The 11691-nt window shown below is 45.4% G+C and carries 11 protein-coding genes and 1 pseudogene; 9 read left to right on the plus strand and 3 right to left on the minus strand.

Annotation, left to right across the window (positions count from 1 at the left end; translation table 11 throughout):
• A partial coding sequence (gene glnD, locus M0R47_RS20530; RefSeq protein WP_292558222.1) for a [protein-PII] uridylyltransferase occupies nucleotides 1-1689 on the minus strand: 1689 nt, incomplete at its 3' end.
• Nucleotides 1686-2450 (minus strand): type I methionyl aminopeptidase, encoded by a 765-nt coding sequence (gene map, locus M0R47_RS20535; RefSeq protein ID WP_292558223.1) that lies wholly within the window; start codon nucleotides 2448-2450, stop codon nucleotides 1686-1688. The genes map and glnD, both read right to left, overlap by 4 nt.
• Before the next feature lie 313 nt (nucleotides 2451-2763).
• Here map and rpsB point away from each other — a divergent pair, with 313 nt between their 5' ends.
• From rpsB to M0R47_RS20580, 9 genes are all read left to right on the plus strand, one after another.
• The gene (rpsB, locus tag M0R47_RS20540; protein ID WP_292558224.1) at nucleotides 2764-3501 is read left to right on the plus strand and encodes a 30S ribosomal protein S2; all 738 of its coding nucleotides are present in this window, start codon (nucleotides 2764-2766) and stop codon (nucleotides 3499-3501) included.
• A 113-nt stretch (nucleotides 3502-3614) separates the two neighbouring features.
• Entirely contained in the window at nucleotides 3615-4502 is an 888-nt protein-coding gene (gene tsf / locus M0R47_RS20545; RefSeq protein ID WP_292558225.1) for a translation elongation factor Ts, read from the plus strand.
• A gap of 70 nt (nucleotides 4503-4572) precedes the next feature.
• Entirely contained in the window at nucleotides 4573-5304 is a 732-nt protein-coding gene (pyrH, locus tag M0R47_RS20550; RefSeq protein ID WP_292558226.1) for a UMP kinase, read from the plus strand.
• The gene (frr, locus tag M0R47_RS20555) at nucleotides 5297-5854 is read left to right on the plus strand and encodes a ribosome recycling factor (RefSeq protein ID WP_366513263.1); all 558 of its coding nucleotides are present in this window, start codon (nucleotides 5297-5299) and stop codon (nucleotides 5852-5854) included. The genes pyrH and frr overlap by 8 nt, the downstream gene beginning before the upstream one ends.
• Nucleotides 5855-5868: 14 nt before the next feature.
• Nucleotides 5869-6657 carry an isoprenyl transferase gene (locus M0R47_RS20560; RefSeq protein ID WP_292558227.1) on the plus strand — a complete coding sequence of 263 codons (789 nt, stop codon included), beginning with the start codon at nucleotides 5869-5871 and terminating at the stop codon, nucleotides 6655-6657.
• Nucleotides 6658-6715: 58 nt separating this feature from the next.
• Nucleotides 6716-7579, plus strand: coding sequence for a phosphatidate cytidylyltransferase (locus M0R47_RS20565; RefSeq protein WP_292558228.1), 864 nt, complete (start codon nucleotides 6716-6718; stop codon nucleotides 7577-7579).
• A complete protein-coding gene (ispC, locus tag M0R47_RS20570) occupies nucleotides 7576-8760 on the plus strand; it encodes a 1-deoxy-D-xylulose-5-phosphate reductoisomerase (RefSeq protein ID WP_292558229.1) in 1185 nt (394 codons plus the stop codon). The genes M0R47_RS20565 and ispC overlap by 4 nt, the downstream gene beginning before the upstream one ends.
• The gene (gene rseP, locus M0R47_RS20575) at nucleotides 8760-10121 is read left to right on the plus strand and encodes an RIP metalloprotease RseP (RefSeq protein WP_292558230.1); all 1362 of its coding nucleotides are present in this window, start codon (nucleotides 8760-8762) and stop codon (nucleotides 10119-10121) included. Before ispC ends, rseP begins: the two co-directional genes overlap by 1 nt.
• Nucleotides 10122-10215: 94 nt before the next feature.
• On the plus strand, nucleotides 10216-10938 hold the full coding sequence (locus M0R47_RS20580) for a DsbC family protein (protein WP_292558231.1): 723 nt from the start codon (nucleotides 10216-10218) through the stop codon (nucleotides 10936-10938).
• 56 nt (nucleotides 10939-10994) lie between these two features.
• Here M0R47_RS20580 and M0R47_RS20585 read toward each other — a convergent pair.
• Nucleotides 10995-11691: pseudogene (locus tag M0R47_RS20585) on the minus strand (DNA mismatch repair protein MutS); the annotation flags it as partial.

The raw sequence follows: 11691 nt of genomic DNA on the forward strand, positions 1-11691 counted from the left end.
AATAACATCCGGATCGCCGATATCTTTTCGTTGTGCGGTCATCGACATCACCAAGTGGTTGCGAACCAGCCAGCAGATCAGATTGGTGTCGTGCGGGGAAAGGTCGTGCTGAACACAGAAGTCCCTGGCGAACTCTTCGCCAATAGCGGAATGGTCGCCGTTTCTACCTTTGGCTATGTCGTGGAATAGGCCGGCAAGATACAGGATTTCCGGTTTTGAAATCAGCAGAAAAATGTCATTGCAGAAAGGCAGTTCATCAAAATGTTTTTCTAAGGCAAAACGACGCAAGTTGCGGATAACGAAAAGTGTGTGTTCGTCTACCGTGTATATATGAAACAGGTCGTATTGCATACGCGCGACAATATTGGCAAAGCAAGGGATATAGGTGGCTAGAACCCCGTAGCGGTTCATCCGCCGTAATTGATCGGTAATGCCTCGTGGTTGGCGGAAGGTTTCTATAAAAAGACGGTTGGCGTCCTTGTTCTTGCGGAATGCATCATCGATTAAATGCAGGCTTTTGCGAACCAGGCGTATGGTTGTCGCTCTGACGCCTTTGATCGATGAGTTCTGTTCCAGAATTAAAAAGAGTTCCAGTAAGGCAAGTGGATGTCGTTCAAAAAGGGTGTCGTCAATGGCTTCAAGGTAACCGTTGATGACGACAAATTTATCATTAAGCGGAATTGAGTTGTAAGCAACTTCTCCGGAAACGAAGCGTTCATTAAATAATTGCAGCAGCATTTCATTGAGGCGTTCAAGTCCAAGTACCGTTTTAAAATAAAACTGCATGAATTGCTCAACGTCCTGATTGTATTCCTGGTGCTCGGTACTGAAACCGAATTGCCGGGCAAGGTCGCGTTGATAGTCAAAAATCAACCGGTCCTCGCACCGATTTGTTAAAAGATGTAACGCATAGCGGATTCGCCAGAGCACCTCAAGCGCGGCAACCAGTTCCAGGTATTCGGACTCGGGCAGGAAGCCGTATTTAATCAGCTCTTTAAGGGTTGATGAATTGTAATGGCGTTTGAATACCCAGGCGATGACTTGCCTGTCGCGTAACCCGCCCGGTCCTTCCTTGATGTTGGGCTCGAGATTGTAGGCGGTATCATGAAATTTAGCGTAGCGCTGCCGCTGCTCGTCCATTTTGGCGGCAAAAAATTGATCCGACGGCCAGATTTTGTTTGGGGCGATCTGTCGGTTGAGCGTTTCATGCAGTGCGGTGTTGCCGGTTATCAGCCGGTTTTCCATAAGGCTGGTTATGATTGTTTGATCGCTGATAGCCGCTTCAATGCATTGCTCGATGGTGCGTACGCTTTGCCCCGGTTTTAAACCGATATCCCAGAGGAAAGTGAAGAAGTTCGATAATGCTTCCTGGTAAGGGGAGGTGTCGTCAGAATTCAGTAGCACGACGATATCAATATCGGAATAGGGGAATAACTCTCTTCTGCCATAGCCGCCGACGGCAATCAAGCTGAGCTGTTTTGCGTGTTCGCCGAGGAAATGTCGCCAGCAGCAGCTTAATATGTCATCAACAAAGTCGGATTTCTCTTTAAGTAAGTTAGAAACCGATTTATGAGGGTTGAATTTTTGTCGAAGTTCGGCGTCGTTCTGTTTTAGCAGTTGTTTAAATTGTTGCAGGCTGTCTTTTTTGGCAAAAATCGCGGCATTAATGGTCTTGTTCAAGGGGGTCACATTTCTTCGTTGCGTAAAGTCAGGATTTCATAACCGTTGGGTGTTACTAAGATGGTGTGTTCCCATTGCGCAGACAGGCTTCGATCTTTAGTTACTGCGGTCCAGCCGTCGCCTAGTACTTTCATGTGTCTTTTGCCAAGATTGATCATGGGTTCAATGGTTAATATCATGCCTGCTTCAAGAATCTCGCCTTCGCCGGCTTTACCGTAATGCAATACTTGCGGTTCTTCGTGAAATTTTTTGCCGATACCGTGCCCGCAAAATTCCCGGACTACGGAGTAACGATTGGACTCGGCGTGCTTTTGTATGGCATGGCCAATATCGCCTAGCGTAGCGCCCGGTTTCACTTGATCGATGCCTAAAAACATGGCTTCTTGGGTCACTTTAATTAGCCGTTTTGCATGAGGACTAACGTCGCCGACACAAAACATTTTACTGGTGTCGCCGTGGTAGTCATCTTTAATGACGGTAATGTCAATATTGACAATATCCCCTGATTTAAGCTTTTTATCGCTGGGAATGCCGTGGCAGATTTGATGGTTAACAGAAGTGCAAATTGATTTTGGAAAGCCGTGGTAATTAAGCGGTGCGGGTATGGCCTTTTGCACGTCAACAATATAGTCGTGGCAAATCTGGTTGAGTTCGTCTGTAGTAACCCCAGGGACAACATGAGGCTCAATGATTTCTAAAACTTCAGCCGCTAGTCTTCCGGCAATCCGCATTTTTTCAATTTCACTTTCGGTCTTAATAATTATGCTCATAAAAAACAGGTATAAAGCAGATAGGGTGAGATCGCATTAGGTACAAAATGCTAAGTTTTAGCCTTGTGTTTTTATGCGATGCGCTTGTGTAATGGTGGGTATTTTAACAGAGTTCAACTTGTTGTGAAAAAGTAATTATGGTATAAAGGGGAGTTCGTTTTCGAACTAATACTCACGCCTATCGTCACGGTTGGAAGGGTGCCTGTGTAACCATCTTTAGAAAATGGTTGTTACTGGTTTCCAAGCGGGATAGGTGGAGGCGTAACCCAACTCGGAACATAATGTTTCGAATTTTTTATCTTAGGAGAAATTAATGGCAGCAGTATCTATGCGTCAAATGCTTGAAGCGGGTGTTCACTTTGGACATCAAACTCGTTATTGGAACCCGAAAATGGCCTCGTACCTGTTCGGCGCACGTAACAAAATCCATATCATTGATTTGGAAAAAACGCTTCCAATGTTTAACGACGCAATGAATTATCTGGGTCAGATGACAGCAAACAAAGGCACTGTCCTGTTTGTTGGTACCAAAAAAGCAGCACGAAAAGTGGTTGCTGAAGAAGCCGCTCGCTGTGGCATGCCTTATGTTAATCATCGCTGGTTAGGCGGCATGCTGACAAATTTTAAAACCATCAAGAAATCGATTAATCGCCTGAAAGAATTAGAGGCGATGAAAGCTGATGGTACGCTGTATCAACGTTTCGGCAAAAAAGAAGCGTTAGGTATGGAGCGTGAACTTGAAAAGCTGGAGCGCAGTCTGGGTGGAATTAAGGACATGAAAGGCATTCCTGATGTAATTTTCATATTGGATGTTGGCTATGAAAAGAATGCAATCAGCGAAGCTAAGAAATTAGGCATTCCGGTTGTTGGTATTGTAGATTCCAATAATTCACCGGAAAAAATTGATTACATTATTCCTGGTAATGATGATTCAATCCGTGCAGTTAAACTTTATTGCGAAAGCGTTTCAGCTGCCGTAATGGAAGCTAAATCGGCAAATCTGGGATTGTCAGCAAAAGCTGATGATTTTGTTGAAGAAGCAGCAGAATAAGTAAAGTCTTATTTCCACAGGTGCTGCCTGGGAAATGAGTGCTTAAAGTTAGGCAAAAAACGCCTCCTCACGGGGGCGTTTTTACAGTGATGAATAATGAGGAAAAACACAGAATGAGTATTAACATAAGTGCGGCAATGGTTAAGGAACTGCGTGAAAGAACTAGTTCCGGCATGATGGAATGCAAAAAAGCATTAGTTGAAGCAAATGGCGACATGGAGTTGGCTATTGAAAATATGCGCAAATCCGGCCTTGCCAAAGCAGATAAAAAATCAGGCCGCATTGCTGCCGAAGGTATTATCGGCGCTAAAGTTAGTGATGACGGAAAAACTGTAGCAATTGTCGATATTAACTGCGAAACCGATTTTGTTGCTAAAGCGGATGATTTTGTGAATTTCGTTAATAATGTTACAGCAGCTTTGTTGAATTCAGGTATTGAAACAGATGAACAATTGCTGGCAATGAAATTGGCTGATGGTACGATTGTGGACGAAGTTCGTCGTGGCCTGATCGCCAAGTTGGGTGAAAATATTACCGTCAGACGATTCCGAAAATACCACACTGAAACAGGCGGCACAGCTTGCTACTTGCACGGCAAAAAAATTGGCGTGATTGTTGAATTGGCTAAGCCGGATAACGAATTAGGCAAAGACATTGCCATGCATATAGCAGCAAGTAAACCGACTTGTGTTTCTGATGCAGAAGTTCCTGCGGAACTTATTGAAAAAGAGAAGGAGATTTTCTCTGCTCAAGCTGCCGAAAGCGGAAAGCCTGCTGACATCATTGAAAAAATGGTAGTAGGCCGTATTAGTAAATTTCTGGCAGAGGTTACCTTATTAGGCCAACCTTTTATTAAGGATGACAAGGTTACTGTCGGCAAATTACTTGCTTCAAAAGGTAACAGCGTTCTTCGTTTTGCTCGCTTGGAAGTGGGTGAAGGGATTGAGAAAAAAGAAGAAAACTTTGCCGAAGAGGTTATGGCACAAGTTAGAGGCAACTAACGCACTACTCCTCGGCTAAATGCCGAGGAATACGCATCAATCATAAATACTAGCCCCCCGATAAATTAAAATGACTAAATTGATTTGCCAGAGAATTTTGCTTAAGTTAAGCGGTGAAGCTTTAATGAGTGAGACAGGTGGCAGTATTGATGCAGATATTGTTAAGCGTCTTGCAACTGAAATTAAAGAGTTATGCGATGCCGGCCTTCAGATTGGCCTGGTTATCGGCGGCGGTAATATATTGCGTGGAGCTGAAAAAGCTTCGGAAGGGTTGGATAGAGTAACCAGTGACCAAATGGGCATGCTGGCTACGGTAATAAACGCTCTGGCTATGCAGGATGCGCTTGAGGCGCACGGGCAGCAGGTCAGAGTGATGTCCGCGCTGAAAATCAATCAGGTCTGTGAAGACTATATTCGCCGCAGGGCGGTCAGGCATTTGGAAAAAGGCCGGGTTGTTATTTTTGCAGCGGGCACCGGAAACCCTTTTTTTACCACCGATTCGGCAGCCAGTCTCAGGGCGATTGAAATCAATGCCGAGCTGATGATTAAGGCCACTAAAGTCAAAGGCGTTTACTCCGCCGATCCTCAAAAAGATAAAAATGCTAAATTCTATCCGCGCTTGTCTTATGATGAAGCGCTGGATCAGCGCTTGAATGTAATGGATACTACTGCGTTGGTATTGTGCCGGGATAATAATGTGCCAATGCGGGTGATGAATATTTTTGAGAAAGGCGCAGTAATGAGACTAATGAAGGGCGAGGAGATAGGATCGCTTATTGAACGAGGAACAGATAATGATTAGTGATATTCAAAAGGATGCTTCAACGCGCATGGGCAAAAGCATTGAAGCTTTAAAACATGAATTCTCAAAAATAAGAACGGGCAGGGCTCACCCCAGTTTATTGGATCAAATTAACGTTTCATACTACGGTACCGAGTCTTCATTATCCCAAGTTGCCAATATTGCCGTCGAAGATGCGCGTACATTGACAATTACCCCTTGGGAAAAAGGCATGGTTCAGGCCATCGAAAAAGCTATTATGAAATCGGATCTGGGTTTGAATCCTGCTACCAACGGCATGACTATCCGCATCCCGTTGCCGCCGCTGACGGAAGAGCGTCGCCGTACCCTGGTTAAAGTGGTCAGGAATGAAGCGGAGAATGGTCGTGTCGCGATCAGAAATATTCGTCGCGATGCAAATTCCGCAATAAAAGAGGCTCAAAAGGAAAAAATGATTTCCGAAGATGAGGCGCGTGTTGCTGAAGAAAAGATTCAAAAACTGACTGATCAGTATGTAAAAGATGTTGAGAAATTACTGGAAGCAAAAGAAGCCGATTTGCTATCCATGTAATTGGGATTTAAACAATGTCTACGGATGACTGTAATAGTTTGGAATCAGCAAGCGCTCTGACGGGCACAAACAAGAATCCACGGCACATTGCCATTATCATGGATGGTAATGGCCGTTGGGCACAGAAAAGATTTATGCCGCGCGCCATTGGTCATCAGGCCGGTGTTAAAGCGGTTCGAAAAATAGTAGAGTACTGCGCTAAACATGAGGTTGAGGTCTTGACCTTATTCGCGTTCAGCAGTGAAAACTGGCGTCGCCCGGAAGAAGAGGTCTCATTGTTGATGGGGCTGTTTATGGCAACTCTGCAAAGAGAAATCAACAAGCTTGATCGTAATAATATCCGCCTTCGGTTTATTGGTGACAGAACGGCATTCTCCGTCAAGTTGCAGGCTAAAATGGCTGAAGGAGAGGCGCAAACCAAAGACAATACCGCCTTAACGTTGGTAATTGCGGCAAATTATGGAGGACGCTGGGATATGTGTCAGGCGTTCCGTACAGTGACGGAAAAAATAGCGGCCGGAGAATTGAAAGATCAGGATATTAATGAACAACTGATCAATCAATATTTGTCAACCGCAGACCTGCCCGAACCCGACTTGTTTATTAGAACAGGCGGGGAGCAACGCGTTAGTAACTTTTTGTTATGGCAACTTGCTTATACAGAACTGTATTTTACCCCGACGCTATGGCCGGACTTCGACCAGAACTCACTTGAAGATGCCATCGCCAGTTTTAAGAGCCGGCAAAGACGCTTTGGTCATACAGGAGAGCAACTGCTTGATAAATCGATTACCTTAAAATAACCTGCTGGTTTTTTATGAAAACTAACACTTACTTCCACTTAATCTAATAATTATAAAAATGTTACTACAGCGAATTATTACCGCATTAATTCTAGTTCCATTGGTTGTGCTTGCTGTTTTCCAGCTGCCGATAGAGTATTTTTCATTGTTTATAGGGTTCATTACGCTTTTAGCAGCATGGGAGTGGACTAATCTGATAGGCATTAATTCGTTGTTTAAACGCGGATTATTTTTATTAGGGCTGATTTTGCCGATGTTGTGGCTGCATTTTTGGACGCAGTTTCTGGAACTGGCTGCTCAAGTATTGGATTGGCCTGATATCAGGAGTTATTCAGGTGCTTTGGAGTGGTTGGTTATACCGCCGGTATTATTCTGGATATTATTGATGATATTGATCAGAAATACTCCTAAGGCCGTTTTACAATTGGAAATGAGAACCCGATACAAGGCGTTGATCGGCTGGTTTATCCTGTTGGCAATGTGGATGTTTTCGACCCGGTTAAGAGCTTTTTATGATCCGCAGTTGACTTTATATTTCTTGATCTTAATTTGGGCCGCCGATATTACCGCGTACTTTGCTGGAAAGAAATTCGGTAAAACCCAATTGGCACCCGATATCAGCCCGGGTAAGACTGTTCAAGGTATGTACGGGGCTTTAATTGCGGGTGGCGTTTGCGCAATCGTTCTAAGTTTGATTTATGGCTTTCCATGGATGGTTGCGTCGGACTTTGTGATGTTGTCCATATTAACTGTACTGGTTTCCATTTATGGTGACTTGTTTTTCAGCGTGGTCAAACGCCAAAAAGGCGTTAAAGATACTGGATCAATACTACCGGGACATGGCGGTATTCTGGACCGGATTGACAGCTTGATTGCTGCTGTTCCATTTTTTTACGCCGGCATATATTTAATTCACCCATGAAAGGCATTTGCATACTTGGAGCGACAGGCTCAATCGGCGTCAGCACTTTAGATGTGGTGGCCAGACATTCCAGTGAATATAAAGTTATCGCATTAACGGCCAATACTAATATTGATGCTCTCTATGAACAATGCCTTGAGCATCATCCTGAAGTTGTAGTGGTTGTGGATGAGCATAAGGCTCAAATTTTTGCGGAGAAACTTAAAAACTCACCGGTTTCGGATATAAAAGTGCTGGCCGGCGCTAAAGCGCTGGAACATGTCGCAACGCTGGATAGCGTAGATTCGGTTATGGCCGCGATCGTAGGCGCGGCAGGCTTGCTGCCGAGCTTGGCGGCGGCAAAAGCGGGTAAAACCATACTGCTCGCTAATAAAGAAGCCTTGGTAATGTCGGGTTCGATTTTTATGCAGGCCATTACTGAATCGGGAGCGCAGTTATTGCCGATTGATAGTGAGCATAATGCGATATTCCAGTGCATGCCTGCCGGTTATCAAACCGGTATGCAGGCAAAACAAGCCAGGCGCATTTTATTGACAGCTTCGGGCGGTCCTTTTCGGGAAACGCCGGTTGAGCAATTGATCAATGTAACGCCGGATCAGGCTGTGGCTCACCCTAACTGGGACATGGGCAGGAAAATTTCCGTGGATTCTGCCACCATGATGAATAAAGGTCTTGAGATGATAGAGGCTTGTATTTTGTTCGATATGTCCCCAAGTCAGATCCAAGTGGTTATTCATCCGCAAAGCGTAATCCATTCGATGGTCGATTATGTGGACGGAACGGTGTTGGCGCAAATGGGTAATCCTGATATGCGTATACCTATTGCTTATTCAATGGCTTGGCCGGAACGTTTTGATTCAGGCGTTGAACCGCTGAATATTTTTGATGTCGGACGCATGGATTTCCATGAGCCAAACCTGGAGCGGTTTCCCTGCCTGCGTTTGGCGTATGAAGCTATCGCTGCGGGTGGTATCATGCCGACTGTCTTAAATGCAGCCAATGAAATTGCAGTGGAAGCATTTTTAAATGAACATGTTCGGTTTACCGATATTCCGGTTATTATTGAACGCTGCATGAAAAAGTTCGAGGCCAATGCCGCCGATACGCTGGAGATTATTCTAGATGCGGATCAAAAGGCCAGATTAATGTCCACACAGATTATTGGAGAACTTATTAACTGATGGATTTGCTGCATACGCTGTTTTATTTCATAGTTGCGATAAGTGTCCTGGTTTCGTTTCATGAATTCGGGCACTTCTGGGTCGCACGTAAAGCTGGAGTAAAAGTACTTCGGTTTTCGGTCGGTTTTGGCAAAATTTTATGGTCATACCAGAAAAACCCGGAATCGACAGAGTATGCGATATCAGCAATTCCATTGGGTGGCTATGTCAAGATGGTCGATGAGCGGGAAGGCAAAGTCAAGGATGAAGACTTGCCGTACGCTTTTAATCGTCAATCTTTACCGGCAAGGATGGCAATAGTTGCAGCAGGTCCCTTATTTAACCTGGTGCTCGCCGTTGCTTTGTTCTGGAGTGTGCTGGTTATAGGCGAAACGGGCATAAAGCCGATACTCGGTGCAGTAGAGCAGGGTACATTAGCCGCAGCCGCAGGCTTTTTGGAAGGCGATGAGATTGTCTCTATCGAAGACAAGGAGACACCCACCTGGAATCAGGCAATGAGCGTATTAGTCTCTTCAGCACTTGATGGGGAGCAGGATATAAAGGTTGACGTAAAAAGCCTTGATGGTCAGCAAAATGTCAAAACGCTTCAGCTTACCGATAAGGACATCCAAAATCCTGATGTATTGTATCAACGGTTAGGCTTCAAACCCTGGTCTCCAAAATTGCAGCCTGTCATAGGCAAGGTACTTCTCGATAGTGCGGCATCAGCCGCTGGCTTAAAAGAGGGCGACCTGATTTTGAGCGCTGACGGTACTGGCATAAGCGATTGGATGCAATGGGTGGCTTATGTAAAAAGCCATCCCAATGTCACAGTAAAGCTGGAAATTGAGCGCGACGGCGCACGGTTACCGGTAATCATTACCCCTAAAAGTGTGGCTGTAGGCAAGAACACCGAGGGTAAGGTCGGTGCGTCAGTTTATATACCGGAAGAGTTGATGAAGTCGGTGACTGTTGAATATTCCATGTCGCCGCTGGCGGCGATACCTGTTGCATTCGAAACCACCTATGATTATTCCGTTACCAGCCTGAAAATGATAGCCAAGATGGTAGTTGGCAAAGCTTCTGTGGAAAATTTAAGTGGTCCTATCAGTATTGCTCAGTATGCGGGGCAGTCTGCCACAATGGGCCTGGTGCCCTTTTTAAAATATATGGCGCTGATTAGCGTCAGTTTAGGCATATTGAATATATTGCCGATACCGGTGCTGGATGGCGGACATTTGCTGTTCTTTGTCCTGGAAGGAATTAAAGGCCGTCCCGTTTCGGAAAGGGCGCAGATCTTCTTTCAACAAATCGGTATTGCATTGCTCGTGTCATTGATGGCATTGGCGATGTTTCTGGATGTCGGGCGCTTATTTGAATAATTCATCAATAAGATACAAGGTAGGTTGGGCCAAGGCGGCTTAAGTAGATGGCCGATTCTGTGCTTTTAAACTAATTTAAGGAACATAGAACATTATGAAAAGAGTTATTAAAATTGGCGCGTTATCATTGTTTGGTCTGACTTTATCCGTAGCGCATGCAGATGAAGACGCTATCAGGCAAGCGCTGACTAAATCCATGCCATCGGTAAAAATAGGCTCGGTTAAGCCCTCTGAAATAAACGGACTTTATGAAGTTACCATGGGCGGTAATATCTTTTATGTTTCCGGCGACGGTAAGTATTTGGTTCAAGGTCATTTGGTCGATGTTGCTGCGCGTGTAGACTTAACCGAAGAAAAATTGAGCGGCGTCCGTAAGCAAGCCATCGAGAAGCTCGGTCTGGATAAAATGATCGTATTCAAGCCCAAAGAAAGCAAATATACGGTTAGCATCTTTACTGATATTGACTGCGGCTATTGCCGTAAATTGCATTCGGAAATCGATCAATACATGGCCCAAGGCATTACCATCCAGTATATGTTCTTCCCAAGAGCCGGCAAGGGTTCCGATTCATATAACAAGGCCGTATCAGTCTGGTGTGCCGCTGATCGCAAAGCCGCTTTAACAGAGGCAAAAAAAGGCGATACACCCCCAGCTAAAACCTGCACCAATCCGGTTGATGAGCACATGCAGTTGGCTGAGGAATTCGAAGTGAAGGGTACGCCGATGATGGTCACCGAAAAAGGTAATATTTTTCCGGGCTATTTGCCTGCAAAGCAATTGGCTGAAGCACTGGCGGACGAAAAAAGCCCAAAATAAACTGACTGCTTGAAAATAGGGGGCGGCTTCATCCGCTCCTTTGCAGTCCAGTCAAGTTACACCATCCCTTTAAGCCGATACAGCAACTCCAAAGCCTGTTTCGGGCTAAGCTCATCCGGATTCATGTCTTCCAGCAAGCCCACCGCAGGATGGCATTCCTTCGAAGAAAACAAATCCAGCTGATTAACGCCTGTTTCTGCCTGCTGCTCAATATAGGCATGATCTTCCAGATGCCGTAATTTGGCTTTTGCCTTATCAATCACCGAGCGGGGCACGCCGGCTAACGACGCTACTTGCAAGCCGTAACTTTGACTGGCCGGACCGTCCTTTACTGCATGCAAAAAAACGATCTTGTCGCCGTGCTCCATCGCATCCAAATGCACGTTATGGATGGTTTTTTGTTCTTCGGGCAGCGTGGTCAGCTCAAAATAATGCGTCGCAAACAGCGTAAACGCCTGAGTTTCTTTAGCCAGATGATCGGCGCAGGCCCAGGCCAGAGACAGGCCGTCAAAGGTACTGGTGCCGCGGCCTATCTCGTCCATCAAAATTAAGCTTTTTGAGGTCGCGTTATGCAGGATGTTGGCGGTTTCCGACATTTCCACCATAAACGTAGACCGGCCGCTGGATAAGTCGTCGGACGCGCCGATACGGGTAAAAATCTTGTCGACAGGGCCGCAGGTTAAAGCCTTAGCCGGAACATAACAGCCGATATGGGCAATTAACACAATCAGCGCCGCCTGACGCATATAAGTC

The sequence above is a fragment of the Methylobacter sp. genome (assembly GCF_023227905.1).
Classification (GTDB): domain Bacteria; phylum Pseudomonadota; class Gammaproteobacteria; order Methylococcales; family Methylomonadaceae; genus Methylobacter_A.

Excerpts from the sequence above, each read along its gene's own strand:
- map (WP_292558223.1), bottom strand. The coding sequence starts at position 2,450 with ATGAGCATAATTATTAAGACCGAAAGTGAAATTGAAAAAATGCGGATT.
- rpsB (WP_292558224.1), top strand. The coding sequence starts at position 2,764 with ATGGCAGCAGTATCTATGCGTCAAATGCTTGAAGCGGGTGTTCACTTT.
- tsf (WP_292558225.1), top strand. The coding sequence starts at position 3,615 with ATGAGTATTAACATAAGTGCGGCAATGGTTAAGGAACTGCGTGAAAGA.
- pyrH (WP_292558226.1), top strand. The coding sequence starts at position 4,573 with ATGACTAAATTGATTTGCCAGAGAATTTTGCTTAAGTTAAGCGGTGAA.
- frr (WP_366513263.1), top strand. The coding sequence starts at position 5,297 with ATGATTAGTGATATTCAAAAGGATGCTTCAACGCGCATGGGCAAAAGC.
- M0R47_RS20560 (WP_292558227.1), top strand. The coding sequence starts at position 5,869 with ATGTCTACGGATGACTGTAATAGTTTGGAATCAGCAAGCGCTCTGACG.
- M0R47_RS20565 (WP_292558228.1), top strand. The coding sequence starts at position 6,716 with ATGTTACTACAGCGAATTATTACCGCATTAATTCTAGTTCCATTGGTT.
- ispC (WP_292558229.1), top strand. The coding sequence starts at position 7,576 with ATGAAAGGCATTTGCATACTTGGAGCGACAGGCTCAATCGGCGTCAGC.
- rseP (WP_292558230.1), top strand. The coding sequence starts at position 8,760 with ATGGATTTGCTGCATACGCTGTTTTATTTCATAGTTGCGATAAGTGTC.
- M0R47_RS20580 (WP_292558231.1), top strand. The coding sequence starts at position 10,216 with ATGAAAAGAGTTATTAAAATTGGCGCGTTATCATTGTTTGGTCTGACT.